Raw genomic sequence first — 25,871 nt, 5'->3', positions numbered from 1 at the left:
TTTAGGCGGGTTTACCGGGCAGTAGTTCGCATGGCGATTCACAGCGACTGGGGCGACTGGCTTCCTCGGGCAGTCGAGAACGCGACGCCCGAGGGTGTCGGCATCTGGTATCTCGGCTGCAACGGATTCATCCTGAAGGCGAGCGGCGGAACGACGTTGTTCATCGATCCGTATCTCGGAACGGGCGACCCGCCGCGAACCGTTCGCATGGTTCCCGTACCGTTCGACCCGACGGACGTGACGGAGACCGACGCAGTGCTGGCGACGCACGAGCACACCGACCACGTCCACGGGCCGAGTCAGGCACCGATCCTCGAATCGACCGGAGCGACCTTCTACGCACCCGACGACGGGCTCACGGTCGCGCGGGAGGATGAACGCTGGACCGAGGAGTGGAACGTCTCCGACGACCAATTCGAGGCGGTGGCGGAGGGCGATTCGTTCGACGTCGGCGAGTTCACTGTCCACGTCGAACCGGCGCACGATTCCGACTCGACGCATCCGGTTTCGTACGTGATAGAGCACGCGACCGGGACGTTCTTCCACGGCGGCGATACAAAGCCGGGCGACGAACTCAAATCCGTCGGCGAGCGGTACGACATCGACCTCGGCGTGCTGGCGTTCGGGTCGGTCGGACGGGTGCCGGACAAACAAACTGGGGAACCGAAGCGCACGAAATGGTACAGCGACGAGAACGAGGTCGTGGCCGCCGCGAACGCCCTCCGAATCGACCGACTGCTCCCGAGCCACTGGGACATGTGGAAGGGTCTCACGGCGAACCCGACCGCGCTATACGAACACGCCCGGAGTTACGACTACCCGATGTCGCTCGAGATCGTAGAAATCGGGGACCGAATCGAACTTTAGTGGGAGTGGCCGGTCGCTTCCTCGAACGTGATGCCGAGTCGTTCTTCGAACAGTTCGCGCGATTTCTCTTCGATGGCGGTGATCTGGGGGTCGGCTTCGCCCTGACTGTGGTGAACCGCCGCGTGGGCCTGCTGAACGAACGAGATGAGCGCCATGTCACCGATGACCTCCGACTGCGTCTCGTTCCCCTCGCGGAGCAGGTCGATGAGGCCCGGCGGAAGTTCGAGGTCGTCGGTTTCGCCCTCCGGCCCTTCGATGGTGTACGTCGACGTCTCGATGTCGTCTGTGTCTGCCATACCGTCACTTCACCGTGAAGGGTAAAGGGTCTGTGGGTAGGGGCCGGACGACGTACCGGCGCGCCGAACGGCGTTGAACTCAGTCGTCGGAGGCCGCCGCGCTTTCCTGCGTGACGCTCACGCCGCCCACTTCGGCGGTTTCGAGGTACTCGTCCGCGTCGATGGCGGCCTTACACCCCATGCCCGCGGCGGTCACGGCCTGCTGGTAGTGGAAGTCGACCACGTCGCCTGCACCGAAGATGCCGGGTACGTCCGTCTTCGTCTGGCCGCCGCCCTTGCCGCCCTCGGTGCGGATGTACCCCTCCTCGTCCAGTCGGACGTCTGTCCCTTCGAGGTAGCCCGTGTTCGGCGTGTGACCGATGGCGAGGAACACCGCGCCTACGTCGAAGTCGAACTCCTCGGTCTCCGGGTCGTCCGGCTTTTCGGTGGGGCGACCCCCAGGGTTGGTGACCATCCTGACGTGACTGACGCCGCCCTCGGGCGAGCCGTGAATCTCGGTCGCTTCGGTGTTCTTCATGATCTCGATGTCGCCGTCCTCGACCTTCTCCTGGACGCGGTCTTGCCAGTAATCCTCGGCGCGGAACTCCTCGCGGCGGTGAACGAGATACACCTTCTCCGCGAACTTGGTGAGGAAGGTGGCTTCCTCGAACGCGGCGTCGCCGCCGCCGATGACGACCATCTCCTCGTCGCGGAAGAACGCGCCGTCGCAGGTCGCACAAGTCGAGACCCCGTAACCCATCAGTTCGTCCTCCCCCGGAATCGAGAGGGTTCGGGCGCTCGCACCGCTGGCCGCGATGAGCGCGTCGGTCGTGAACACCTTCCCATTCGAGAGCTCGACGCGGAACGGGCGCGCGGTGTCGTCCACGTCCTCGATGATTCCCATCTCGACTTCGGCACCGAACCGCTCGGCCTGCTCCTGCATGTTATTGATGAGGTCGGGACCGCTGATGCCGTCCGGGAATCCGGGGTAGTTTTCGACCTCCGTCGTGAGTGTCAACTGCCCGCCCGGTTCGTCGCCTTGTAGGATGAGTGGGTCGTTGTTCGCCCGCGCGGCGTAGATGGCCGCGGTCAGCCCCGCGATGCCGCTTCCGGAGACGATGAGCTTCCGGTGCTGGGCGTCGGCGGCTTCGCGGCCTCCCGAGCCCCGCATCCCCGAATCACCGTTCCCTCCGTCGGCTCGTTCGATTCCCAGCTTCTGGTCGAGTTCGCCCGTCTCTTCGAGTGCGCTGGTCTCGTCCCACCCCCCGATGAGTTCGTCGTCGATGAACACCTCGGGAGCCGTCTTGCGACCGTTCGCTCGTTCGACCATCTCCTCGAACAGTTCCTCGTCGCCGGTCACGTTGTACGTTTCGTACTCGACGCCTTTCTCGTCGAAGAGGTCTTTCGCTTTATCACAGTACGGACAGTCCTCCTTCGTATAGATCTCGACGTGAGGGTGTTCGGTCATGGTGCAATATCACGCCCCATCGTGTATTTACCTTGCGCTGTCTTCCCTCGTTTCCGGTATCGTCAGTCCAGTTGGCTCCCTCCGACTCCTTCGACTTCGACCGCTCGAATTCGTTCGAAGCTCTTACCCTCCTCCCCCTCGCTTCTCACGCCTATGACTGCGGATATAGACGAGAAGACGAACCGCTACGAGCGACTGTTATCGGAGGCGCTCGACGCCGCCGAGATCGCTCCGCCGACCGACACGCCGATGGGCGAGGCGGCGGTGGACTGCCGGGAGATGGCGCGGTCGTACCTCGAAGACGGGCGGCACTTCCGCGAGGACGACGACCTCGTCAACGCGCTCGCCTCGTTCTCCTACGGGCACGCGTGGCTCGACGCCGGGGTTCGAATCGGGCTGTTCGATGCGCCCCGAGAGGGACACCTGTTCACGACGTAGCTTCGAGGTCGATAAGGTGCTCGAAGACGCTGGGAAGCGAAGAAATTCGTCGAACGGTCCATCGTCGAGTGACTCGACCGCCCTCACCCCAAAACGCCGAATCCGGTCATGGGGCCGAACAGCAGATGCAGGACGACGCCGACGACCAACGCGGGAATCGTCGTGTAGATGGACGCGACGATGGCGGCTTTCTTGTCGATGGCGATGAGGGGGAAGAGGGCGTCACCGTCTTGACTGATGGCGTTCGCGGTGAGCGCGGAGAACGGAACCGCGCCCTCGGCGTACACGCTCGCCAGTACGATCTGCGGTCCACAGCCGGGAATCAGCCCGACGAGCGCGCCGGCCACGGGCGCGAGCACGCCGACGGCGGCGGCGAGCGACCCCACATCGATGCCGAGGATGAGGACGCCGTACTCGTAGAGCAAGTACGCCGCGAGAACCCACACCGTGACGAAACTCGTCTCCAGCGCCGCGTGTGTCAGCGTGTCGTAGAGGTCGACGAACGAGTCGCGAGCACGACCGACGCGTCCTTCGCCGAGGTAGTGTCGTCCGACGAAGTAGAGGTAGAACGACGCCGTCGTCCCCGTCAGCCCCACGACCGTGAACGCGCCGGCGTACGACGGGCCGAGCGTCAGCGGTACGTCCGGTGCGCCGGCGAGGAGGTACATCACACCCAAAACGAGCGCGGCACCCGCCGACACCCACCAGAGGGCGTGAACAGCGTGGCTAAACGGGGTTAGAACTGGTGACTCCCGCGCCGCGTCCGTTTCACAGCACGCGTCGTACTCGTGAGTCGGGTTACCACCGGGATTAGCGTTGACCGTTCCGCCGTCCGTCGCCGTCTGCCCGAGAGTAGCGACCGCGCGGTCGACGCGACCGACACCCATGCCGAAGCAGTCGATGACGTAGCCAGAGGCGATGGCGGTGGCGAAGGCGATACCGTACGCGTACAGCGCGGCTTCCGGGGCCAGCGCGAGGATGACGAACGCCGAGTCGCCCGCCGTGGCGATGAGCGTCGCGACGACGGTTCCGAAGCTGACCGTTCCACGGACGTACAGGGGCATCATCACGATCGCACCGCCACAGCCGGGGGTAAGCCCCATGAGCGCGCCGAACAGCGGTTGCAACCGCTCGTTCTCAGAGAGTCGTTCGACCAGCGCGCCGTTCGTCCGGTACTGGACGACGCTGAACAGGAGCACCGTGACCGCGACGAACGCGCTCACCTGTACGTAGCCGTCGCGTAACGAGGCGAGAAACACGTCCACGAACTCGTTCATCGCTTCCGCCTCCGGTCCGAAGACGCCAGTAGATTTAGACACATCTAAACTATCTTTTTGCTTGCAAGAACTTATACGTTTCGTCGGTGCAATTCTTGCCGGACGTTTCGAAGCCCGGTTCGACGGAAGGCGGTGGGTATTCTCCAGTCAGCCACAATTCTTATTCTCTCTACCCTACTCTGTACGGTTGCAATGGCGAAAGGTACGGTCACCTTCTTCAACGACACTGGCGGTTACGGCTTCATCGACACCGAAGACGCGGACGACGACGTGTTCTTCCACATGGAAGACGTCGGCGGCCCCGATTTGGAGGAGGGCCAAGAAGTGGAGTTCGACATCGAACAGGCCGACAAAGGGCCACGAGCGACGAACCTCCAGCGACTCTGAGCTAGTTCCGGCCGAGCTAGTTCGGCAAGGAGCGACTGCTCTGTTTCACTCGGCCACCAACAAGATTTTTCCCGGTACCCCTCGACACCATAGAATATGGTGGAGACGTACGTTCGATTGCTGTGTCCGGAGTGCGGAAAGAATTGGGAATCGAGTCCAGACGACCTGCCCGCTTCCGACCGGCAGTTCAACTGTCCGAACTGCCACGCGACTCGGCGAACGTCGGAGTTCACGCGAACCGAACGTGACTTGGAGACCCTGAAACAGCTCCAGTAATCAGCCGCTCGTCGCCGCCCGCGCGCCACACGCCTCGCAGCGAAGCATCAGCGCACCGTGCTCTCGTTCGAGTCGCGTATCCGGCAGTCCGCACTCCGGACAGCGGACGAACTGCTCCGCGTACTTCTCGATGGTGTTTTCGATTCGCTCGGCGGAAAACGACCCCGTCAGACGCGCACGACCCTTCTCGTCGATCTGAGCGCTCGTTCCGAGTTCGTTCTGCACGAACTTCAGGACGTGCTCCTCGTCGCGCCCGAGTCGGTTGAGCGTCGCCTGAAAGTTCTCGTACACGGTGGCGTTTCCTTCCTGTCGGACGTTCGGGTCAGGTACGTCGAACCTGTCGCCGCTCTCTTCGATGTCCGGCGTCTCGTCCAGCGCTCGTTCGAGCTGTTCGTCGTAATCGACCATACCTGTACCCAACGTCTCTCTCGATAAAAGCGTTTCAAACTCGGAGATAGACCGTATGGCGTGCTAACGGGACTCAAGATAATAATATAACCCTGCAACCACTACATCAGCGTGCTTATGAAGAAGCAGGAGCTTATCCACCTTCACGGCCTGCTTGCAGAGGTCGGTAATGATTTCGAGAACCGAAACGGGGAGACGATTAGATTGGACGAGTACGAATCGCTCGGCGTACGACCGACATCCATACACAAATCGAAAACTGATCACAAGGCGGCTGTTTTTGCGTTGGCTGATGCGATAACGACGGAGATGCGTGCGACCGAACGCGAAGCGGTCGCACCCCGAGCAGACTGAACAACAGCGCGTTGGTTCCCCGCGGTTAGAAAATCTATGAGTAGCGACGCTGTGATCCGAATTTTACATGACAAATTTATTACTGTATAGTATTCTTACACATGATAGCGAGATGTGAGATTTAATTCAACTCTCTCCGAACTATACGCTACCAAATCGGCAAAATATCACGCGGAATCGAAGGTGAATAAACACGAAAGAAAATGAGACAGACGGACGAGATTCGAACCGTGGTCAGGTCGGCATTGGGACACTCATCGTGTTCATTGCGATGGTACTCGTTGCAGCGATTGCGGCGGGCGTGCTCATCAACACGGCGGAGTTCCTCCAATCGAAATCCGAACAGACCGGGGCGGAGAGTAGCGCACAGGTGACTGACCGCGTCCACGTCGTCAGCACGGTGGGTAACATCACCCTCAACGAGACGACGAACCGCCACGAGGTCGATTACGTCAACCTCACGGTGATGAAAGGCTCCGGTTCCGGCGACATCAACCTCTCGACGACCATCGAGTGGTTCGGCCCAGACGACGGACGTATCCTAACGATGGGTGACAGTCCGAGTAACACTCAGTTCGCCGTCGAGGAGATTCGGGACGAAGGTGACTCGCTCCCGGTGCTCGTCAGCAGGAAAGACCGCTTCCGCATCGTGCTCGACACGCAACAGATCACCGGCGCCTCGAAGAGCGCCAGGACTTCACGATAAAAATCGTCACGTCCTCGGGCGCGATGACGTACCCCCACAGCGTTCAGGAAACGCTCTCCGACGGCCACGCGATCGCGCTGTAATCACCCTTCCTCGTCGTTTTCCGCTCGGCTAGCGCCGCCTGTCGTGCCACGCCGGGAACTCCTCGCGCACGCGCTCGACGCGCGCAGGGTCGATGTCGGTGACGACGAGTTCCGGTTCGTCGCCCGTGCTGGCGAGGAGCGTTCCCCACGGGTCGTACACCGTCGAACGACCGAGGAGGGTCGCGTCTTCGTACGATCCGGAGCCGTTTATGGTGGCGAGAAAACACTGATTTTCGATAGCACGCGCCCGTGAGAGTACCGTCCAGTGTTCGATGCGGGGGTAGGGCCACGCGCTCGGGACGAGCACGAGCGTCGCGCCCGCCTCCGCGATGTCCCGGTAGAGTTCGGGGAATCGCAGGTCATAGCAGGTCGTCATTCCGAGGGTCACGCTCTCAAACTCCGCGATGCCGAGCGACTCGCCGGGGACGAGCATCTCGGCTTCGGCGGACTCGTAGCCGAAGAGGTGGTGTTTCCGGTACACCGCCCGCCGCCGTCCGTCGCGGTCGAAGAAGACCGACGTGTTGGCGAGCCCTTCGTCGTCGGGTGTCTCGCCGTCCGTCAGAGAGAGGTCTTCGACGATGCTCCCCGCGAGGACGCCGACTCCGTGCTCCGCGGCGAGGTCGCTCACCCGCGAGAGTGTCGACCCGTCCAACGCCTCCGCGTTTCGCTGGTAGGTTTCGAAGGCGAAGTAGCCGACGTTGAATATTTCGGGGAGTGCGACGATATCCGCACCGCGTCGCGCCGCCGATTCGATGGCGTCCGCCGCCCGCTCGCGGTTCGACTCCACGTTGCCGCCTTCGATAGCCAGCTGTGCGAGCGCGAGTCTCACGACGTGACACCGACTTCGTCCCGAAGAGCATCTTCGAGATTCGACAGTTCGTCGTCCAAGTGCTTCTTGAAATAGCGTTCGATGCCGGGAATACGACCTTCGACGACGAACCGGTTGACGAGTTGACAGCCACCCTCCGCGGGAAGAATCTCGTGCTCTCCGGTCACGCGCATGGCCGACGAGCGCCCGACGAACTTCACGTACCTCGGTTCGTCGCGGACGACGTCCTCGGTTTCGACCGGAATCGTTCGGCTCACGAACGGAATCGGAAGCTCGATGTGCCACGTCGCACGATTGCTCCCGGCCTCCGCGTCGTACTCGGCGACGACGCTGATGGCGCTGGCTCGCCGCTTTGGGTCGGCGATGAACTCCCAAACCTCCTCCGGAGGGACGGGGAGGTCGAAAGTTCGCTCTACCCGGACAGTCATACGAATAGATTGGCGCGTGGCGGTAAAAATCCAGCCACTTAGTTCGGGCTAACCTTCCACGTCGTCGAACGGGCGCGCCCCCACTTTTCGATATCCACATCCTCGGACTTCTCGGCGAGTTTCGGGAGTCTAGACCCGACCTGCTTCGAGGAGAGACCGAGGTGCTTGGCGATGTTCTTCGCGCGGAAGTAGCGCTCACCGCCAGCGACGCTATCGCGTAGGAACTCGAGGATACGCCGTTCCTCGTCGCTGAAATCTGTCATCCTCACCAACACTACGCGCCTGACGGTCTTAACCATTATCCCCCGGAGAACAAGTGCTGATTTCGCGTCAATTCGAGTAGAGGTGCGTCGCCGTGATAGCCAGCACGCCCGCGACGATGGCGGTTGCGAAGCCCCACGCGGCGGTTTCCGTTCCGGGTGTGGCGAACATCACCACCGCGCCGACGACTGCGACGAGCACGAATAGCACGGAGAGGCCAACCCCCATGTCCGTCGAAACTGCCTGATTTCCTGCCATGTGACTCCCTTTCCCGACCGCCGACTTAGTTCATTCTACTCGGATACGGTGGGATCGATGACAGATACGTGACCCGAGGGTTTTTTAGTACCACTCTGCTGGAACATCCGTATGGTCGTGGGACTGCTCAAGACGCTGTTACCCATCGGAAAGCGTGGGTTTCTCGCCGTCGTCCTCGTCGCCGCGCTCGCCGGGGCGGGCGTGCTCTCCGGCGCTCTCGGTGTGCCGCGCGTCGTCGGCGTGGACAACGAGTTCGGGAACGTGACGAACGAGACGACGGAGATACGAACCGCGCTCGTCGTCGACAACCTCAACTCTTTCGGCGTGAGAGTCGGAAACACGTCGGTGAACTACACCGTCGAGATGAACGACGTGGCGATGGCCTCGGGCGCGCGGTCAAATCTCGGACTCGACCGCGGGAACACGACGCTTCGGTTCTCGACGCGGATGCGGAACGTGAAGATTCCCGAGTGGTGGGTGACCCACCTCCAGAACGACGAGCGGACGACGCTTCGAATCCAGTCGGAGGTCAGTTCGTCGCTCGTCGGTCGGTCGGTGCGCGTTCCGTACAGCCAGCGGATAGAGACGGATATCATCGGCGAGTTCAACTCGACGGAGACGCGCCCGGTGAACGCGAACGCGCCATTCGTCTCCGACCCCGTGCTCTACGTGAACGAGACGAGTGCGAACTGGGGTTCCGTGACGCGCGAGCGGACGCCCATCCGGATGCGGATGCGAATGTACAACCCGAAGCAAGTGCCGTACACCATCTCGGAGATCGGGTACGAGATGACGATGAACGGAATTCCGATCGGGGAGGGAACGACCGGGCGACCGTACACGATTCCGGCGAAGTCAGAGAAGACGGTTCGGATGCAGACCGTCATCCGCAACCAGCAACTCGACGAGTGGTGGGTGAGCCACCTCGAAAACAACCAAGTGACCGGCCTGAAGATCGATTTCTACGCGAGGGTCGAACTCCCTACTGGCGACACGGTTCGCGTGCCGCTTCGCCAGTTGACCTACGAGAAGCGAATCGAGACACACATCTTCGAGAACGACTCGGTCGAGGGCGCAGTCGAGCGGGCGAACGGAACGACCTCGCCCGGCGGAACGACGCGAGCGACGACGGAGGGCTTCTCGGACGTCTCCCGGTTTCCGACGCCCGAGCGACGCGATACTTTCCCTCACCGACAGAGTTTTGAATCCAGCGTGACCATTTTTGCATATGCCACGGAGTAGTCACTCTCCTGGTCGAGTTCTTCTCGGGCGATGAGAGTGCCGTAACGGCGATGCGAGACGGTGAATCGATAGTTTTGGACATAGACGGGCAGTCCTACGAGTTGTCACGCGAGGCGGCGACCGAACTGCAGGACGCCGTCGGCGACGCCCTGACGGAACGCCGCGAGTTCTTCCGCACAGCGGGCACGTTCCGCGAGGACGGAAGCTACGAGGTGTCCCGCCGGAGCGCCGACTCGGCGGGGAACGCGAAGGTGTTTCAGAGTTTCGACGCGATGACTCGGCTGTTCGACCGACTGCCGGACGAGTTCACGGCGGAAGACGTGGGGCGAACCGGAATCACGGGGTCGCGCAGACACTTGCTGGTTCGACACTTCGCAGAACACCCCGACTTCGCCTGCCGAATCGGTTCGCGGAATCCGCTGACCGGAAAGAAGGAGGCCGATATCGTCGGCGAAGACGCGACGGCGGAGGTGGGTGCAGACTGAGGCGTAGTCCGTCACCACACGCCGAAAATCCGCCGTCGCTCAGTTGATGGTCGTGTGTTCGCTCTCCTCGTTCAGCGCCAGATTCGCGGCAATCTCGGCGTTCCGCATGGCGTACTGGGCGGTCTGCTGGAGACTGACGAGCACGTCCCGAACCTGCAGTAGGTCTTCGTTCGACATCTCGGGGAGGTCGGAGAGGATGTCCGACTCGCGGTCGCCGAGTTCGTGGAATTTCCGCCGGACTTCGAGCGTCATGTCGTAGTCGCGCTCGACCGCCGCCTGCACCGCCAGCGCGGTCACCTCGTCCACTTGGTCGGTGAACTCCCGGATGCGGCGCATGGTGCTTCCGTCCACTTCGAGGGTGTGGCCGTCGGCTTCGAGGACGATGTCCGCGATGTCCTCCGCGTTGTCGGCGGTTAGTTCGAGGTTCTTCGCTATCGAACGATAGCCGATGAGGGGGAAACCGCTGTCCAGTCCCACCGCGCGGGCAAGATTCGGATTCTCGTGGGCCGTGAAGATGAGACGCAGGAGGAGGACGAATATCTTGTTCGCCTGTCGCTCGCGGTTCAGCGCCCGCTGTGCGAGATCGGGGTTTCCGTGAGCCAGCGCCTTCACCGCCTCGCCGCGCATGGTGCTCCCCGTGTTCTCCAGTCGCTCCAGCAGGTTGTCCAGATCGAAATCCTCGGGGTCGACGGAACACCGAATGGCGATGCTGTCGGGCGTCTCCTCGATGACGCCGAGTCCCATCAACTGCGTCTCCGCGTTGTAGACGGCGTTGATGTGACTGCTCTCCAAGGTCTCGTCGCTCTCGACGTGGATGACCCGCCGCCCGAGCACGTACTGGGCGACGATAGCCCGTTCCACCGCGTCCGCGTCGAGTTGCTCGGTGTGAATCGTCGCCTCGACCTCGTCGTCGTGCGCCGACTCCGGAAGGACGGTGAGCGAGCCTTTGCCGCTGATCCGAAGCGACACCTCGTCGCCTTTCTCGACCCCGTGTTCTTGCGCCCACTCGGCGGGCAGCGTCATCGCTAGCGTCGACGGTCCCAGTCGCTGTACCTTCCGTGTTTCCATATCCTTCCATTTTCGCGCGAACCCTTAAGCCTCACCGTATGACACTAGATGTCTCACACGACCTTCAACAGCCGCCGTTCGAAACGCCCGACTCGTACCTTTCGCCAGCCGCGGAGCGAGTCGTCCACGTCCTCGTCGCCTGTATCGACGCGGAGGACGCCGATTCCGTCGAGTTTCGTCTTCGAAGCGACGACCTCCACGTCGGACCGGCGAATCACGTCGGGCGAAATCTGGTCGTTCCCGCGCCCGAAGACGAATCCCTGTCCGCCGATGGGCGAGACGACGATTGCGTTTCGCTCGCCGAGATGGTTCAATATCTCCCCCTCGTTCGCATCGTAGGCCAGCGTCTTGCCGTCGCGCCACACGTCGACGCCCAGCGGCGAACCGTCGAATCCCAGTTCCGACTGTATCGCGCCGACCGTGCTTCCGGGCCCGAAGACGTAAGTGACGCCGTCTTCCACGTCGTCCGCGAACCCCGCCGCGAGGCTCTCGACGGTGCCGCCGCCGAGTTGCTTGCTCGACTGGAGCGCGTCGGCCACGGGTACGCGCGCGACGGCCTTCAGTTCGGCCCGAACCTCGCCGCCCCGATAGGCCTCCTCGTCGATATCGTTCACCTCGCGCTCCTCGACGCGGTCGAACGAGGCGGCGATTCGGCCCGCCGCCTTCGGCGTCACCGCGAACACCGACGAGTAAATCTTCACTCCGGCGGGAACTCCGAGCACGGGGACGTCGGCGTCGACCCCGGCCAGCGTATCCGCCACGTCGACCGCGGTTCCATCCCCGCCGACGAACAGAATCAGGTCGACGTTCTCCGCTACCAGTCGGCGAACCGCTTCGCGGGTATCCTCGGCGGTCGTTTCGCTCCCGGACGGTTCGCCGACGATTTCGGGGTCGAACCCCGCACGCCGCGCTTCCTCCGCACCCATCTCGCCCCCGAAAGTCAGAATCTCCGCGACGGGTGCCCGCTCTCCGAGCGCGGACAGGGCGGCGACAGCCCTGTCCGGCGCACGTCGTTCCGCCCCGCGCTCCCGCGCCTCCGCGACTTTCCCGTCCGTGCCCTTCAGACCGACTCGCCCGCCCATCCCGGCGATGGGGTTGACGACCACGCCGACTCGCATGGCTGGGGGTTCGGCGGCACGGATAAAAGGCGTATGGGCGGCGGCGAATCAGTCGTCTTCGCCCTGCTCTTTCGCTTCGTTGTGCGTCTTCGGGTTCGGAGACTGGAGGTTCGCCATCGGCCCCTTCAGGTTCTGCTCGCGGATGAACGAGAACGTTCCCTCGCCGTCGACGGACTCGCCCTGGGTCCACGGTTTCTCGGGGTCCAGCGGCTCGTTCACGTCCGTGGACATGAACGAGTAGTTGAACTCCTCGTTCTCCTTGTCGTCGGGGAAGCTGTCCGGAACCGGCAGGTGATCGAACATGTCTTCGGGGTCGCCTAGGTCCTGCAAGAGAGCGAGCCACTGGTTCTGGTGCATGGTGTCGCGGGCGATGAGGTACGCGAGCATATCCTTCATCCCCTCGTCGTCGGTCGCCTCCCACAACCTCGTCGCCAGCAGCCGCCCGGTCGATTCGGCCATGACGTTGGCGTACATGTCCGCCGCGAGGTTTCCGCTGGCGACGGCGTAGTTCCCGTTGAACGGGAAGCCGTTGCTGTCCACCGGCATCGCGTGGAGTCCCGACGAGAGCAGCTGGCGCGGCTGCATCCCGCTCATCGCGGCGTTCACGGCTCGATCCTGACTCATCTGTTCGCGGAGTTCGATCGGAGCGCCCTCTAAGTTCTTGGCGACGGCGGTCGCCAGCATCTCGATGTGACCGAGTTCCTCGGTCGCGGTTTCCAACAGAGCGTGCCGGTACTCGTCGTGTTTCTGTGGGAGCGCCCACGCCTGGAACAGATACTACATGGCGACCCGCATCTCCCCCTCTACGCCGCCGATGGCCTGCTGGAGCATCTTCGCGAACGCCGGGTCCGGTTCCTCTACCTCCACCTCGTACTGTAGTTTTCCTCCGTCGTGATAGAACACGGTACCACCGCATCCATCTGCGACGAGTCTGTCAATAAGTACACTGGCCTTTGAGATAAAGTTCGCTCGCGCGTTCTCTCGCGTCGCGTATCGACACCTTCGACGTTACACCCGCGCCGGGTTCTCAAGAGTTAAGGGTGCAGGCTGGCTACCGCCGAGTATGTTCCCACTCGCAGAGACGTTCCCCACTAACGCGGCAGGTATCGTCGTTCTCGTCGTCGGAATTGCGTCGGTCGCCGCGTGGATGGCGTACCTCTACCGCTGAGACCGTCTACCGGTCGGGCTGTTCGACGCGCCCGCGCAACCAGTCGGCGGCGTTCCGCACGGTGGCCTCGTCCGACCCCTCGATTTTGACGCGGACGTGGTCGCCGGGATAGCTTCCGACCTTCACGTCGAAGCGTTCGCGTAGCTCCGCGAATCGGTCGATAAGCGCACTCTCCGGTTCGTCCGCCGGGACAACCTCTCTGAAGTGTGGCCCGCCGTCGAATTCGTCGGCCACGCGTTCGAACATCGCCCGCATCTCCTGAGGCACGCCCGGTAGAACGTAGACGCCTTCGATTTCCGCGCCGGGGGCGACGCCGACCTCGTTCGGGAGCATCCGCGCTCCCTTCGGGAGGTGGGTCGTCCCCGCGACGAGGTCGGCGCGTTCGTAGTCCGTGTGCTCGTCTATCCAGCGAATCGCTTCGTCGTGCTCTTCCACCTGGACGCCGACCGCCGCCGCGACCCCCTCCATCGTTAGGTCATCGTGGGTCGGGCCGAGACCGCCCGTGACGACGACGGCGTCGTACTCGGCGAGCGACTCGTTCACGACGCGGGCGATGTCGGCCACGCGGTCCGGCACGACGACGATTCGCTCGACCGAGACGCCGCGCTCGGTCAGACGCTCGCCCAGCCACGCGGCGTTCGTGTTGACGGTGTCGCCGGAGAGGATCTCGTCTCCGACGGTAACCAACGCAACTCGCATACCGGAGGATGGGTCGCCAGACGGAAAAGGACTATCGCATCCCCGGCGGCGGGTCGTCGCCGAAGTCGTCGTCCGAGACGTCCACGTTCAGTCCCAGTTCCTCGCGTTCGCGTTCGAGTTGGCGAATCTGGAGGCGGAAGTACGCGAGCCCCGCGAGGCCGACCAGTAACGCGACGCCGACCACCCCGCCGAAGATGAACTTATCGCGGGCCAGATAGTAGCGAACGGAGATAGCGTCCGGGTTTATCGATTTGTCCCAGACGATGTGAACCCGACCGTCGCGCATTTCGGTCTTGTAGTTCCCAGGACGCACGTCGCTCAGCAGGAACAGATCGACGCGCATCCCGCGAGGGATGATAACCTCGTAGCTTCGGTCTTTCAAGTAGGTCGGCACAGAGAACGTCTTTCCGCGCCTCGGGGCGGTGTACGCCAGCTTCCCCTTCCCTTTCGGAGGCGTGATGATGGTCTTCGATTTCGTCTTCCTCACCCGAATATCGTCGGCACCGACGACCGTCCCGTTGGCGTAGCGGAATTTGACCGCGGATATCTCGACGGGTGCTTTCTCCCCGAGCGCCTCCTGCTGGTGGATTTCGAGCGTCGTCTTCCCGCCGAGATCGTAGATAGCTCGATACTCGTCGCTGGAGACGTTGTAGGTCACGTCCTGTTCGGTGTCCCACTCGTACGACGCGTTCCTTTCGAGTTTCTTCTGGGCTATCTGATCCGGGCCGAACACCGACGAACACCCCGCGCTGGCCGCGAACACGACGAGCAGACCGAACGCGAGAACGAGTCGCCGATTCATGGAATGACGCAACGGATCTCGGCCGGGATGTACTCCCCGATGCTGGCAAGTAGTCCCGGCGGGTCGGTGTCTTCCGTGCAGACGATGCTCTGTTCCAGAACACCGAGACGTTCGACCGTCACGATGTCGCGGGCGTGTCCGGCGCGGTTGACCGTCGCGCGAACTTCCCCTCGCGTCGCGCTGTTGACGTTCACGCGCCCATTGCCTCGAGACCAGTCGAATAGGCGGTCTCGCTCCTCGTCGGCGAGACGGGAAAGTTCGCCGTCCGCATCTCCCACACCGTACACGAATCGCATCGGGAGATGCTGGACGAGACCGAACCGCTCGACGAGTTGGGCGGGCTTGCCGGGGCCAAGGCCGAGTTCGGACGCCGGAATCCGAACGTCCTGCCCGGCGTCGAGGACGAACCCCTCATCGTCCCACGATTCGAGCGTTCCGACGTAGGTTTCGCCCTCGCGGAGGTTTGGCGTGACTTCGCCCCACTCCTCGCGGAGGACGTTCCGAGCGACGACGTCGTCGTCGCCTTCGACCGTGACCGTGACGAAGTCGTCGCGGCGGACGCCGATCTCGTACGTCACGTCGAGGTCGCCGAGGGCGTTCTCGACGAGCGACCCGAGACCGTCGAGCGCGCGGTCTTTCGCGTCGCCGCTGACGTACACCTTGGTTGCGAGGACGACCATTATGCTCCGAGTTCCTCGACGTTGAGTTCGCGTTCGAGTTCCTCGATGCGCTCGTCCATTGAATCGACCAGCATCGCGTTGTCCATCGATTCGAGCGGTGAGCCGCATTCGGGGCACTCGAAGCCGAAGTCCATCGCCTCGCCGAACTCGAAGCGAAGCGAGCAGATTTCACAGAGGTAGAACTCGTGGTTCCGCTCGTACTCCTCGCGCTGTTTCAGAGCGTCGAGCAGGCGGTACATCTCCTCCTCCAAGTTCTCGGGGATCTTGTCGTACTCGAACGTCCAGAGGTAGGTGAGCCACCCCGAGTCCTCGTCGCGGAGTCGCCGGTAGGTCGCGAGATCGTTCTCGTAGAGGATGAAGAGCGCCCTGCGAACGTCGTTGAGTTCGAGGTCGAGTTCCTCCGCGAGTTCCTCGTCGGTGACCTCGCCGTCCGGCGGCGCGGCGGCGACCGGCATTCCCTTGGGGCCGACCAGTTCGTGGAGATACTTCTGTATCACCGGGTCGCTCAGTAGGTCCTCGAAAGCCATTGATACGTTATACCGGGTGGTTCATCCGTTTAAAACCATCGGGAGACGGTCGAAGTGCGTCTTTTCGACTCGAATGCCGGCTAGGGAGCGATATTCGCGAACGCGTTTCGATGCGTTCTTTCGTCGCCCTCTCGGTGTTCCGGTCGCTTCTCGTCCCGCTCGGTGTCCGTTCACTCCTCGCCGACCGACTCCACCTGCTTTCCGGTCGCTTTCGGAATCACGCGCTGTTCCGCGTCCTCCCATTCGCGCTCCAGTTCTCGGCCCTCGAACACCCTGTCCAGAAACACGGCCAACCCCGCGACCTCCGAATGCGGCTGGTTCGTCACGCCGACGTTCCAGTCGGCGGCCTCGTACACGTCGAACGAGACCTTCTCCGCGCCGACGACGACGAGCAGGGGGGTGTCGGCGTTGGTTGCTCGAATCTCGTCTTCCACGTCCTGAACCCGCTCGCCGTACATCGTCAGGTGGGCGACGCGACCCTTCCAGTTCCGGATGAGCGCCTTCTGGCTGCCCGAACACTCGACCGAGAAGGGGCCGCCGAAGCGGTCGGTGATGTCCGCGATAGTGTCGCGCGACCTCCCCGCGTTGTCGGGGAGGACGACGCGGTTCGCTCCCAGCGCGCGGGCCGTGAGTCCGACGTGCGTGGTCATCCGCTCGTCGCGTCCGGGTCGGTGGCCCAGACGGACGACGGTGACCTCCGATTCGTTCTGCATGGGCGGAAAAACGCGCGGGACGAGTTAGGGAGTTTCGAATCTCGGTCGACTATCGGTCGATTATCGGTCGAATATCGATGGATTCCGACTCACTCGAACACTTGGGCGACGCCCAACTCGCCGGTCGCGCCGACGTGTTCGGAGAGGACGTACGCCCCGCCGACGAGCGTGGCGAGTCCGAGCGTGAGCGTGACGCCGACCGGGAGTCCGGTGTAGCCGCTGACGAGGAACGCCGCCGTTGCGATTCCGGCGGCCAGCAGCGCGTAGGGGATCTGCGTGTTGACGTGGTCGACGTGGTCGCTGGCGGCGAACATGCTCGACATGACGGTCGTGTCGCTGATGGGCGAGCAGTGGTCGCCGAACAGCGACCCCGTGAGGATTGCACCGATGGCCAGCGCGATGGGCGTACCGAGGGTGTGCGCCAGCGGGACGGCGACCGGGAACAGGATTCCCATCGTCCCCCACGACGTGCCGATGCAGAAGCTGATGATGGCGGCGCTCAGGAACACGACTGCCGGGAGCAGTTCTGGGGTGATGACGCCCTTCGAGACGCTGACGACGTAGGGACCGACGCCCAGCGCTTCGCTGACCGAGCCGATGCTCCACGCCAGCGAGAGGATGGCGACCGGGAACATCACCATCTTGAACCCCTCGAAGATGGAGTCGCTGACCCTGTCCAGTCCGATTCGCGCGTGGCCGACGAGGATGGCGAGGATCGTCGCACAGCCCCCGAACGCCGCCCAGAGGATGGCGCTCGCGGTGTCCGCGGTCTTCAGCGCGGCGCTGAACGACTTTCCGCCCATCCCGCCGCCGGTGAACCAAAGGCTGAAGACGGTGACGGCGACGAGAACGAGGATGGGCGAGACGAAGTACCACCAGCGCGGGTCGACGTGGTCTGGCGTCTCGATGTCGCTCGCCTGCGTCTCCATCAGCGGGTTGGCGTCGTCGCGGAGCACCTTGCCTTCCCGGCGGGCGCGACGCTCGGCGGCCCGCATCGGGCCGAAATCCCAGTCGGTGAGCACGACGACGAAGACCAGCGCGAGCGCGAACAGGCTGTAGAAGCGGAATGGGATGGACTGGATGAACACCACGAAGGCGCTCTTCTGGATGCCGAGCGAGTTGAACTGCTGTTGGATGAGTCCCACCTCGTAGCCGAGCCACGTCGAAACCACGGCGATGCTGGCGGTGGGCGCGGTGGTCGAATCGAGGATGTACGCCAGTTTCTCCCGGCTCACGTCGAAGCGATCGGTCACGGGGCGCATCACCGACCCCGAGATCATCGTGCTCGCGTAGGAGTCGAAGAAGATGAGCATGCCCAGAATCGAGGTGCCGAGTTGGGCCTGCCGACCCGTCTTCACTCGCTTGACGATGGCGTCCGCCACGGAACGCATCCCGCCGGAGAGGAATATCATCCCCAGCATCGCGCCGATGAGGAACGTGAACAGGAGTAGTTTGACGTTGAACGCGTCGGTGAGGTTCGTCACGACGAACTGTAAACTGCGGGCGGCACCGGCCACGGGGTTCCAACCGACGAGGATCGTCGCACCGAGCCAGATTCCGGCGAACAGCGAGAGCAACGCTTGCCGCGACACCAACGTCAGTACGATGGCGAGCAGTGCTGGAAACAGACTTATCATGCCGAACGTCTCTGATGGCATGGTGGTACTCACTCTCGGTCACGAAAATAAGCGTTATTGGCGTCGATTGAAACCATAACTTAAAATTCGTATCTCCGGGTTTATGTGACGATTCGGATTTCCGGAACTCCTCGCGTACTACCGAAGACCGGAAAACACTTGCACGCAACCCGCACAGGTTGGGACATGCAACTCTCCGGGAAACGAGTGCTCGTAACCGGCGGTGCCGGACTGGTCGGCTCTCACCTCGCCAAGCGACTGTCGGAGGAAAACGATGTGACGGTCGCCGACGATCTCTCGAAGGGAACCCGCGACCGCGTTCCCGAAGGGGTCGAGTTCGTGCAGGTGGATATGACCGACGAGGTCGACGTGGCCGAGGTCGTCACCGAAAACCTCGATATCGTCTTCCACTTCGCGGCGTACACCGACACGAACTACTCCGACCCCCGCCAGTTGTTCGAAGAGAACGGCGAGATGACGTACAACGTCCTCGAACGGATGCACGAGGTCGGCGTCACCAACCTCGCGTTCACCTCCTCCTCGACGGTGTACGGCGAAGCGCCGATGCCGACGCCGGAGGACTACGCTCCCCTCGAACCCATCAGCATCTACGGCGCGAGCAAACTCGCCGACGAGGGCATCGTCTCGACGTACGCCCACTCGCATGGCATCACGTCGTGGGTGTATCGGTTCGCCAACATCGTCGGGCCGCACCAGCGCGGTAACGTCATTCCGGACTTCATCGAGAAACTCCTCTCCGACCCCGAGACGCTGACCATCCTTGGAAACGGTCTACAGGAGAAATCCTACCTGCACGTCGAGGAGTGCATCGACGCGATGTGCCACGTCGTCGAGACTGCGGATGACGACCTCAATATCTACAACCTCGGCACGCGGACGACCACCTCGGTCAACACCATCGCCGACATCGTGGCCGACGTGATGGATCTCGACCCCGAGTACGAGTACACCGGCGGCGACCGCGGCTGGACGGGCGACGTGCCGAAGATGCGCCTCTCCATCGAGAAACTGTCCGCGCTCGGCTGGAATCCCACTCAGAGCAGCGACGAGGCGGTTCGGAAAGCGGCCGAGCAGTTGTACGACGAACTACGCCGATAACCGTTCCGCGACGACACCGATTTTCACGGATCACACCGAGAAATCGGTTCGCGCTTCCACGTCTTCTTCCACCAGTTCGAGCGTTGCGACGACGGTGTACCGACCCGGCGCCGGGTCGGGCCATCTCGCAGTGTAGGTCTCCTCCGCACCGGAGTCGAACGTCTCCGACCGAAGCGCCTGCGTGAACATCTGCCCGTCGCTCGCCCGCCAGATTTCGACGTCTTCGTCGAGCACCGCGAAGTCGGCTTCGAGGCCGCTCCGGAAGGTCACGTCCGCCGGGTCGTCGTCCGGATTTCGAACCGTCAGTTCGAACTCGACGGTTCCACCGCCGGTCGTCGCGGTTACGTCGCTTGCTAGTGGCATTGATTCACGCTTCGACGGGGTGACTCGAAAAGGTTGCCCCGAGCGCGTCGTCTCAGAAGTTGACCGCCGCACGAACGTCGAGGAGTCCGCATCCCGAACAGTTGGTGACGGGCTGTGCCGTGTTACGGAGGCGCGTCAGCACGTTCGTGTTGGAGTAGCCGCGTTGGGCCATCAGGATACCCGCCGCCGCGGCGACGTGCGGGGTCGCCATCGACGTGCCGGAGTACGTCGTGTACCCGGCCGGAACGGTCGAGTAGATGCTTTCGCCCGGCGCGAAGATGTCCACCGACGTACTGCTGGTGGAGAGGACGCCGTTGTTCTCGTTCGTTGCACCGACCGAGGCGACTTCCGGGTAGTCGGCGGGATAGCTGCTACAGGTTGAACACGACCCGGCGGCCACGTCGAGCAGCCCCGACCCGCTTTCGTTGCTCGACAGACCGATGTCCTCGGCGGTGGATTTCAACTGACTTCGAGCCTCCGAATTGGTGGAGCCGTTCGCCATCAGTTGCCCGGCGGCACCGGCGACGTGCGGACACGCCATCGAGGTGCCCGAGAGCTTGGTGTACGTCCCGTCGACGTACGTCGAGTAGATGTCACTTCCCGGTGCGGCGATTTCGACCTCCGGCCTCTGACTGGAGAACGAGGAGAGATCGTCGCTGGAGTTGGTCGAACTGACCGCCATCACGCTGGAGTAGGCAGCCGGATAGCCGACGCAGTCCGAACACGGTCCGCTGTTGCCCGCCGCCACGACGACGAAGACGCCGCTGTTGTTGGCGTAGTTACAGCCGTCCTGTAGCGTGTAGGAACCGGACGACGCACCGAGACTCATGCTGGCCACGTCGAAGCCCTGATTCGCCGTCCACTCGACGCCGGCCGCGATGTCGGAGAACGAGCCGCTGCCGCTGTCGCTCAGCACTTTCCCGGCGTGGAGCGTCGCGTCGGAAGCGACACCCTTGATGCCCTGTCCGTCGTTTTCCGCCGCCGCGATTCCGGCGCAGTGGGTACTGTGACCGTTGCCGTCTTCCCACGTGCTGTAGCCGAATCCGCGACTGTAGCCGACGTTGTTGAGGTCGGAGTGGTTGGAGTCGATACCCGTGTCGAGAATAGCGATGTCTGCATCCGCGCCAGTGTAGCCGTCCGCGTGTGCCTGCTCCGCGTCCACGCGGTCGACGCCCCACGGGACGGAGTCGGCGAGTGCGTGCATCTGGCCGTCCTCTTCGACGTAGCGCACGTCCGGACGACGTTTGAGTGCCGCGACGGCTCGCTTGGGAACTTCGATCGAGAGCGCGTCGAAGCTGAAATCACGACGTACGGCGGAAGCCGCGTTCAACGCCGCCTTCCGGCCTCCTTTCCCGCTATAACCGACGTTGACCCGCACGAGATCATCCGGCTTCGCGTTCGTAAGCCCGTTGACAGCGAGACCAACCGCCGCACCGCTTGTCGTTTTGAGCACGTCACGCCGCGAAACGCTGTCTTTGTTGCATAGAATTCCGATAGAAACAATGCAGATATATTTATTAAATTTATCTTGGTGTTAATATTAATTTATTTCTGAAATCTAAGGATACGATCCGAATTAGAGAGATGCTTCTCGGGCGGGCGATATCGAGTCGCTACCGGAGAGCGGCCGAGTTCCGAAAAATAGTCGCCGATTGGCGGACGTTTAGTTGTCGCTCGAATCGTAGCCGAGCGCGGCGGCCACGTCGAGCAGCCCCGACCCGCTCTCGTTGCTCGACAGACCGATGTTCTCGGCCGTCTGTTTCAACGTTTCACGCGCTTGCGTGTTCGAAGCACCGTTCACCATCAACTGTCCAGCGGCACCGGCGACGTGCGGGCACGCCATCGAGGTGCCCGAGAAGGTGTCGTACCCGCCGTTGGAAGCGACGGACGAGTAGATGCTGCTGCCGGGTGCGGCGATTTCGACTTCCGCCCCTGTCGATGAGAAGCTCGACAGACCGTCGCTGGAGTTGGTCGAGGAGACGGCCATGACTTCGGGGTAGGCCGCCGGGTAACCGACGCAGTCCGTACACGGTCCGCTGTTGCCCGCCGCCGCGACGAGGAACACGCCGTTGTTGACCGCGTACTGGCAAGCGTCACGGAGCGCCTGCGACCCCGAGGACGCGCCGAGGCTCATGCTCCCGACGTCCCAACCCTGGTCGGCGACGTACTCGACGCCCGCCGCGATGTCGGAGAACGAACCGCTCCCACACTTGTCGAGCACCTTGACGGCGTGGAGCGTCGCCTGCGTGGAGACGCCGATGACACCTTGGCTGTTGTCCACGGCGTCGGCGATACCGGCGCAGTGAGTGCCGTGGTCGTTGTCGTCGGTCCACGAATTGTTACAGGTGTTGTTGGCGGGTTTCGCACCGTAGCGACAGCCACCTTGCGTGTTACACGACACGAACGCCCGGCCACTGCCGAGGTTAGCCTGTAAGTCGGGATGGTCGTCGTCGATACCCGTGTCGATGATGGCGATATCCGCGCCGGCGCCCGTCTCGCCGTTCGCGTGAGCCACGTCCGCGTCCACTCGCTCGATACCCCACGGTTCGGTCTCCGCGAGGGCGTGCATCGTGCCGTTCTCCTCGACGTATCGCACGTTCGGGTTGTTCTGTAGACCCGAGATGGCCTTCTTGGGGACGCGAATCGTGAGCACGTCGATGGAGTTGAACTCCCGAACCACGTCGCTAGCGGCGCTTAGCGCCGCCGAGCGACCGCATCCACTCTTAATTCCGACGTTGACTTCGACCTTGTCGGTCGGCTTTGCCGCCGCGAGGCCGCTTACGCCGGTCGCTGCCAGTGAGCCGCCCGTCAGTTTGAGTACATTCCGCCGCGAAACACCATTGGCTTTCCTTGACATGCGACTTGCCACAACTTTCTGTGTGTTTAAATAATTTTCCTTCGTGATGTATTTATATTATGGCAAAGATTGATCTAACGAACTAGCACACTGCCGCAAACGCCGTCCTAGGCGTCGAGTGCGCCTGCCTCCCCGTTCTCTTCGACGTATCGAATCGCCGCGTGAGCGTCGAGTTCGGTCCAGCGTTCGCGCGGGATCTCGATAGTCAGCACGTCGAGCGATTCGAACTCGCGTATTACCTCGACAGCGCAGTCCAACGCCGCTTTTCGGCCTTCCTCGCCGTCGAATCCGACGTTCACCTCGACGACGTCCCGTTTCGAATCCTCCGTGGCACCATCCGACACAGTATATCATTACGAGGCAATAGTTATTAAAAACTTTTCCTTCTGTTCAAATATTTCCGCAATATCCAATTTCAACCGTTATATTAACTTAATTTCATCAATGGCTTCTGAAATTATCCGTGACGAAATCGGTTTCTTCGACGAACGGTACGACTTTTACTCGGGCGGTGCGTACCTGCCCTCGTGCAAGTCGTCGGGTACGAAACTGGTGCATCTGGGGACGGCCCCCCTACTCTGTTGGTGAGCGACAGTTCTCTGGTGCGAGAGGAACTGCTATCCGGAACCGAACTCGAGTACACGCTCGGAGACCGACACTGCGCCGGGACGTTCGACGGGTCGACCCACATCCCCTGTGCTCGCCCCGGAACACCGTACTGCGACGTCCACACTAGCACGTGGGTCTGCGCTCGCTGTACCGGAACATGTCTGAAAGACGAGATGGATTGCCACGAGGAGCACGCCGTCTACCTGGCCGCGTTCGCTCCCGCGACGTTCAAGGTCGGCGTCACCCGCGAGTGGCGACTTCGAACGCGTCTCCGCGAACAGGGTGCAGACCGCGCCGCCCACCTCCAGACCGTCAAAGACGGGCGAATCGCCCGCGAACTGGAAGCCGAAATCGCGGAGACGTTCACGGATCGCGTCCGCGTTCCCGCGAAAGTTCGAAACCTCCACCGAACCGTCGACGAGTCCGCGTGGCTCGACGCTCTATCGTTGTTCGACCCCCTCGACACGTTCGCCTTCGAGTACGGCTTCGAGTTGTCGTCCGCGCCCGTCCGCGAGACGCTCGCCAGCGGCACCGTCGTCGGTACGCAAGGTCGCGTGCTCGTGCTCGAACGCGCGGGTACCGCTTACGCGACCGACATGCGCGACCTCGTCGGCTACGAACTGAAACGCGGCGCAACCGACCGAAGCCTCCAATCCAGTCTCGGCACCTTTTAGGCCGCGGAAACCCCACTTTCGGTGTGGCCGACGTGACAATCTCGTACGAAGGCGGCACCCTGCGAGTCGAAACCAAACGCGACCTGCCATTCACCGAACCCGACCCGCGCTCGAAGACCCGACGCGCTCCCGCCTTCCGCTACGCCGCACTCCGCGATCTTCTCGACGAACGCGGCGTTCCGACCGACGATTCCGTCCTCGACCTGCCGGAACTCCCGCGACTGCTCTCGGCCTACGAACTTCGTGAGTACCAGGTGGACGCCCTCGACTCGTGGGACGACGCCCGCCGGCGAGGGGTGCTCGAACTCCCGACGGGGAGCGGAAAGACGGTCATCGGGGTGAAAGCCATCGAGCGATGCCAGACCCCGACGCTCGTCGTCGTCCCGACCATCGACCTGCTCGAACAGTGGCGGCGGGTGCTGGAAACAGAGTTCGACGTTCCTATCGGTCAGCTCGGCGGCGGCGAACAGAACGTCGAAGCCCTCACCGTCTCGACCTACGACTCGGCGTATCTCCGGGCGGACGACATCGGCGACCGGTTCGGCCTCGCCATCTTCGACGAGGTTCACCACCTCGGCGGCGAGGGCTACCGTGAGATAGCCCGTCTGCTCGCCGCCCCCGCCAGGATGGGACTGACGGCGACGTTCGAACGACCCGACGGCGCACACGAGGTCGTCGGCGACCTCGTCGGCCCGAAGGTGTTCGACGTCGACGTGGACGAACTCGCGGGCGAGTTCCTCGCGCCGTACGACGTCAAACGGATGACGGTCGAACTCACGCCCGAAGAGCGCGACCGGTACGAGCGAGAACAGGGCGTCTTCACCGACTACCTCGCGCAGTCGAACATCCAGATGCGGAGCGGGAGCGACTATCAGGAACTCGTCAAGCGGTCGGGCAACGACCCGAAAGCCCGCGAAGCCCTCCTCGCTAAGCAACGCGCGCGTGACATCATGATGAACAGCGACGCGAAGGTGACGACGCTCGCCGATATCCTCGACCGACACCGCGACGACCGAGTCATCGTCTTCACCGCGCACAACGACCTCGTCTACCGCCTCTCCGAGCGATTTCTCATCCCGGCCGTCACGCACCAGACGCCGACCGCGGAGCGCCGGGAGGTGCTCGACCGATTCCGGCGAGGGGAGTACTCGCGCGTCGTCACGTCGAACGTGTTGGACGAGGGCGTGGACGTGCCCGACGCCAACGTGGCGGTCGTCCTCTCGGGAAGCGGGAGCGAACGCGAGTTCACCCAGCGTCTCGGACGAATCCTGCGGGCGAAAGAAGGCGGCGGGCGCGCCATCCTGTACGAAGTCGTGACCGAAGAAACCGCGGAAGTTCGCGTCGCAAATCGGCGGCGATAGCTACTTCAGGTCGAGGTCGACGCTCGTCCGCGACGCGTTATCGTACCTCGAATAGTCGACCGGTAACACGACGGAGATGTCTTTCGACTCGCTGCCCGGAACGGTCACTTTCGTCCGCTTTTCGTGCAGAGAATCGTCGATGGTGACGGAGGTTTTGAGCGTCGCGGAAGCTTTCTTCTCACCCGTGTTCTTCACGGTGACTACCACGACGAGCTTTCCTTTCTCCCCTTTCTCGACGCTGATGTTCCTATTTTCCAACGTTCCGGATCGCTTTCTATCGCCGTCACCGCTTCGCTGGCCGCCACCACCGAGAATCGCCGCGCACCCGCCGGTCGAAGCGAGCGTAGCGACGAGACCGAACCGCTGGAGGGCTTTTCGTCTGCGCATACCCCATCCTCTCGGCCAGTCAGAATGAATCTTCTCATTCAGATTCC

The 25,871-nt window shown here is 62.7% G+C and carries 33 protein-coding genes and 1 pseudogene; 12 read left to right on the top strand and 22 right to left on the bottom strand.

The window, feature by feature from the left end:
* The first annotated feature begins 30 nt into the window (after window positions 1-30).
* On the top strand, window positions 31-867 hold the full coding sequence (locus LIW51_RS07600; protein WP_227376593.1) for an MBL fold metallo-hydrolase: 837 nt from the start codon (window positions 31-33) through the stop codon (window positions 865-867).
* On the opposite strand, the gene LIW51_RS07595 is transcribed toward LIW51_RS07600, so the two are convergent.
* A complete protein-coding gene (locus LIW51_RS07595) occupies window positions 864-1,163 on the bottom strand; it encodes a DUF7545 family protein (RefSeq protein WP_227376592.1) in 300 nt (99 codons plus the stop codon). The two genes, LIW51_RS07600 and LIW51_RS07595, sit on opposite strands and share 4 nt — an antisense overlap.
* A gap of 79 nt (window positions 1,164-1,242) precedes the next feature.
* Window positions 1,243-2,610 carry an FAD-dependent oxidoreductase gene (locus LIW51_RS07590; protein ID WP_227376591.1) on the bottom strand — a complete coding sequence of 456 codons (1,368 nt, stop codon included), beginning with the start codon at window positions 2,608-2,610 and terminating at the stop codon, window positions 1,243-1,245.
* Between the two features lie 153 nt (window positions 2,611-2,763).
* Here LIW51_RS07590 and LIW51_RS07585 point away from each other — a divergent pair, with 153 nt between their 5' ends.
* Window positions 2,764-3,048 carry a DUF357 domain-containing protein gene (locus LIW51_RS07585; protein ID WP_227376590.1) on the top strand — a complete coding sequence of 95 codons (285 nt, stop codon included), beginning with the start codon at window positions 2,764-2,766 and terminating at the stop codon, window positions 3,046-3,048.
* An 83-nt stretch (window positions 3,049-3,131) separates the two neighbouring features.
* Here the strand turns inward: LIW51_RS07585 and LIW51_RS07580 are convergent, their stop codons facing one another.
* On the bottom strand, window positions 3,132-4,325 hold the full coding sequence (locus LIW51_RS07580; protein ID WP_227376761.1) for a putative manganese transporter: 1,194 nt from the start codon (window positions 4,323-4,325) through the stop codon (window positions 3,132-3,134).
* 192 nt (window positions 4,326-4,517) lie between these two features.
* Between LIW51_RS07580 and LIW51_RS07575 the strand changes: the two genes are divergently transcribed.
* Together LIW51_RS07575 and LIW51_RS07570 are read left to right on the top strand one after the other, a co-directional pair.
* Window positions 4,518-4,712: a cold-shock protein gene (locus LIW51_RS07575; RefSeq protein WP_227376589.1), complete on the top strand. Its 195-nt coding sequence runs from the start codon at window positions 4,518-4,520 to the stop codon at window positions 4,710-4,712.
* A 96-nt stretch (window positions 4,713-4,808) separates the two neighbouring features.
* Window positions 4,809-4,988: a DUF7836 family putative zinc-binding protein gene (locus tag LIW51_RS07570; protein ID WP_227354612.1), complete on the top strand. Its 180-nt coding sequence runs from the start codon at window positions 4,809-4,811 to the stop codon at window positions 4,986-4,988.
* On the opposite strand, the gene LIW51_RS07565 is transcribed toward LIW51_RS07570, so the two are convergent.
* Window positions 4,989-5,396: a translation initiation factor IF-2 subunit beta gene (locus LIW51_RS07565; RefSeq protein ID WP_227376588.1), complete on the bottom strand. Its 408-nt coding sequence runs from the start codon at window positions 5,394-5,396 to the stop codon at window positions 4,989-4,991.
* 117 nt (window positions 5,397-5,513) lie between these two features.
* Here LIW51_RS07565 and LIW51_RS07560 point away from each other — a divergent pair, with 117 nt between their 5' ends.
* Together LIW51_RS07560 and LIW51_RS07555 are read left to right on the top strand one after the other, a co-directional pair.
* On the top strand, window positions 5,514-5,750 hold the full coding sequence (locus LIW51_RS07560) for a UPF0058 family protein (protein WP_227376587.1): 237 nt from the start codon (window positions 5,514-5,516) through the stop codon (window positions 5,748-5,750).
* 259 nt (window positions 5,751-6,009) lie between these two features.
* A complete protein-coding gene (locus tag LIW51_RS07555; protein ID WP_438267362.1) occupies window positions 6,010-6,456 on the top strand; it encodes a flagellin in 447 nt (148 codons plus the stop codon).
* A gap of 111 nt (window positions 6,457-6,567) precedes the next feature.
* Here LIW51_RS07555 and LIW51_RS07550 read toward each other — a convergent pair whose 3' ends face one another.
* The 4 genes from LIW51_RS07550 to LIW51_RS07535 form a co-directional block, all read right to left on the bottom strand.
* On the bottom strand, window positions 6,568-7,368 hold the full coding sequence (locus tag LIW51_RS07550) for a carbon-nitrogen family hydrolase (RefSeq protein ID WP_227376586.1): 801 nt from the start codon (window positions 7,366-7,368) through the stop codon (window positions 6,568-6,570).
* The gene (locus tag LIW51_RS07545; protein WP_227376585.1) at window positions 7,365-7,796 is read right to left on the bottom strand and encodes an SRPBCC family protein; all 432 of its coding nucleotides are present in this window, start codon (window positions 7,794-7,796) and stop codon (window positions 7,365-7,367) included. Before LIW51_RS07545 ends, LIW51_RS07550 begins: the two co-directional genes overlap by 4 nt.
* 38 nt (window positions 7,797-7,834) lie before the next feature.
* Window positions 7,835-8,059 carry a DUF7123 family protein gene (locus LIW51_RS07540; RefSeq protein WP_227376584.1) on the bottom strand — a complete coding sequence of 75 codons (225 nt, stop codon included), beginning with the start codon at window positions 8,057-8,059 and terminating at the stop codon, window positions 7,835-7,837.
* 67 nt (window positions 8,060-8,126) lie between these two features.
* Window positions 8,127-8,315 (bottom strand): DUF7525 family protein, encoded by a 189-nt coding sequence (locus tag LIW51_RS07535; RefSeq protein WP_227376583.1) that lies wholly within the window; start codon window positions 8,313-8,315, stop codon window positions 8,127-8,129.
* A gap of 111 nt (window positions 8,316-8,426) precedes the next feature.
* Between LIW51_RS07535 and LIW51_RS07530 the strand changes: the two genes are divergently transcribed.
* Both LIW51_RS07530 and LIW51_RS07525 read left to right on the top strand, forming a co-directional pair.
* Window positions 8,427-9,557 (top strand): LEA/WHy family protein, encoded by a 1,131-nt coding sequence (locus tag LIW51_RS07530; protein ID WP_227376582.1) that lies wholly within the window; start codon window positions 8,427-8,429, stop codon window positions 9,555-9,557.
* A gap of 50 nt (window positions 9,558-9,607) precedes the next feature.
* The gene (locus tag LIW51_RS07525; protein WP_227376581.1) at window positions 9,608-10,042 is read left to right on the top strand and encodes a DUF7528 family protein; all 435 of its coding nucleotides are present in this window, start codon (window positions 9,608-9,610) and stop codon (window positions 10,040-10,042) included.
* 39 nt (window positions 10,043-10,081) lie between these two features.
* Here the strand turns inward: LIW51_RS07525 and LIW51_RS07520 are convergent, their stop codons facing one another.
* The 9 genes and pseudogenes from LIW51_RS07520 to LIW51_RS07480 all read right to left on the bottom strand — a co-directional run bounded on the left by LIW51_RS07520 (window position 10,082) and on the right by LIW51_RS07480 (window position 18,475).
* Entirely contained in the window at window positions 10,082-11,110 is a 1,029-nt protein-coding gene (locus LIW51_RS07520) for a phosphate signaling complex PhoU family protein (protein WP_227376580.1), read from the bottom strand.
* 53 nt (window positions 11,111-11,163) lie between these two features.
* Complete coding sequence (locus LIW51_RS07515) at window positions 11,164-12,228, bottom strand: ATP-NAD kinase family protein (RefSeq protein ID WP_227376579.1); 1,065 nt, start codon at window positions 12,226-12,228, stop codon at window positions 11,164-11,166.
* 48 nt (window positions 12,229-12,276) lie between these two features.
* Window positions 12,277-13,131 (bottom strand): annotated as a pseudogene (locus LIW51_RS07510) (manganese catalase family protein).
* Between the two features lie 271 nt (window positions 13,132-13,402).
* On the bottom strand, window positions 13,403-14,095 hold the full coding sequence (locus LIW51_RS07505; protein WP_227376578.1) for a competence/damage-inducible protein A: 693 nt from the start codon (window positions 14,093-14,095) through the stop codon (window positions 13,403-13,405).
* 31 nt (window positions 14,096-14,126) lie between these two features.
* On the bottom strand, window positions 14,127-14,897 hold the full coding sequence (locus LIW51_RS07500) for a DUF5803 family protein (protein WP_227376577.1): 771 nt from the start codon (window positions 14,895-14,897) through the stop codon (window positions 14,127-14,129).
* On the bottom strand, window positions 14,894-15,577 hold the full coding sequence (locus LIW51_RS07495) for a DUF2110 family protein (protein WP_227376576.1): 684 nt from the start codon (window positions 15,575-15,577) through the stop codon (window positions 14,894-14,896). Before LIW51_RS07495 ends, LIW51_RS07500 begins: the two co-directional genes overlap by 4 nt.
* The gene (gene tfe / locus LIW51_RS07490) at window positions 15,577-16,104 is read right to left on the bottom strand and encodes a transcription factor E (protein ID WP_227376575.1); all 528 of its coding nucleotides are present in this window, start codon (window positions 16,102-16,104) and stop codon (window positions 15,577-15,579) included. Before tfe ends, LIW51_RS07495 begins: the two co-directional genes overlap by 1 nt.
* Before the next feature lie 170 nt (window positions 16,105-16,274).
* Window positions 16,275-16,817 carry a tRNA (cytidine(56)-2'-O)-methyltransferase gene (locus LIW51_RS07485; RefSeq protein WP_227376574.1) on the bottom strand — a complete coding sequence of 181 codons (543 nt, stop codon included), beginning with the start codon at window positions 16,815-16,817 and terminating at the stop codon, window positions 16,275-16,277.
* 89 nt (window positions 16,818-16,906) lie between these two features.
* On the bottom strand, window positions 16,907-18,475 hold the full coding sequence (locus tag LIW51_RS07480; protein WP_227376573.1) for a Na+/H+ antiporter NhaC family protein: 1,569 nt from the start codon (window positions 18,473-18,475) through the stop codon (window positions 16,907-16,909).
* Between the two features lie 165 nt (window positions 18,476-18,640).
* Here LIW51_RS07480 and LIW51_RS07475 point away from each other — a divergent pair, with 165 nt between their 5' ends.
* Window positions 18,641-19,573, top strand: a complete 933-nt coding sequence (locus tag LIW51_RS07475; RefSeq protein WP_227376572.1) for an NAD-dependent epimerase/dehydratase family protein — start codon at window positions 18,641-18,643, stop codon at window positions 19,571-19,573.
* 30 nt (window positions 19,574-19,603) lie between these two features.
* On the opposite strand, the gene LIW51_RS07470 is transcribed toward LIW51_RS07475, so the two are convergent.
* From LIW51_RS07470 to LIW51_RS07455, 4 genes are all read right to left on the bottom strand, one after another.
* The gene (locus tag LIW51_RS07470) at window positions 19,604-19,936 is read right to left on the bottom strand and encodes a BsuPI-related putative proteinase inhibitor (RefSeq protein ID WP_227376571.1); all 333 of its coding nucleotides are present in this window, start codon (window positions 19,934-19,936) and stop codon (window positions 19,604-19,606) included.
* A 52-nt stretch (window positions 19,937-19,988) separates the two neighbouring features.
* Window positions 19,989-21,389, bottom strand: coding sequence for a S8 family serine peptidase (locus tag LIW51_RS07465; protein ID WP_227376570.1), 1,401 nt, complete (start codon window positions 21,387-21,389; stop codon window positions 19,989-19,991).
* A 210-nt stretch (window positions 21,390-21,599) separates the two neighbouring features.
* Window positions 21,600-22,793 carry a S8 family peptidase gene (locus LIW51_RS07460; protein ID WP_227376569.1) on the bottom strand — a complete coding sequence of 398 codons (1,194 nt, stop codon included), beginning with the start codon at window positions 22,791-22,793 and terminating at the stop codon, window positions 21,600-21,602.
* 107 nt (window positions 22,794-22,900) lie between these two features.
* On the bottom strand, window positions 22,901-23,137 hold the full coding sequence (locus LIW51_RS07455; RefSeq protein WP_227376568.1) for a hypothetical protein: 237 nt from the start codon (window positions 23,135-23,137) through the stop codon (window positions 22,901-22,903).
* 100 nt (window positions 23,138-23,237) lie between these two features.
* Here LIW51_RS07455 and LIW51_RS07450 point away from each other — a divergent pair, with 100 nt between their 5' ends.
* From LIW51_RS07450 to LIW51_RS07440, 3 genes are read left to right on the top strand one after another with little or no spacing between them, the layout of a single operon-like run.
* Window positions 23,238-23,381, top strand: a complete 144-nt coding sequence (locus tag LIW51_RS07450; protein ID WP_227376836.1) for a hypothetical protein — start codon at window positions 23,238-23,240, stop codon at window positions 23,379-23,381.
* Entirely contained in the window at window positions 23,321-24,076 is a 756-nt protein-coding gene (locus LIW51_RS07445; protein ID WP_368411759.1) for a DUF2797 domain-containing protein, read from the top strand. The genes LIW51_RS07450 and LIW51_RS07445 overlap by 61 nt, the downstream gene beginning before the upstream one ends.
* 23 nt (window positions 24,077-24,099) lie before the next feature.
* On the top strand, window positions 24,100-25,437 hold the full coding sequence (locus LIW51_RS07440) for a DEAD/DEAH box helicase family protein (protein WP_227376567.1): 1,338 nt from the start codon (window positions 24,100-24,102) through the stop codon (window positions 25,435-25,437).
* Here the strand turns inward: LIW51_RS07440 and LIW51_RS07435 are convergent, their stop codons facing one another.
* The gene (locus tag LIW51_RS07435) at window positions 25,438-25,824 is read right to left on the bottom strand and encodes a hypothetical protein (RefSeq protein WP_227376566.1); all 387 of its coding nucleotides are present in this window, start codon (window positions 25,822-25,824) and stop codon (window positions 25,438-25,440) included.
* Window positions 25,825-25,871 lie beyond the last annotated feature (47 nt).

This window comes from Haladaptatus halobius (assembly GCF_020618475.1).
Taxonomy (GTDB): Archaea; Halobacteriota; Halobacteria; order Halobacteriales; family Haladaptataceae; genus Haladaptatus; species Haladaptatus halobius.
The sequence above is the reverse complement of the archived record's forward strand: the minus strand, read 5'-3'. Positions and strand labels throughout refer to the sequence as shown.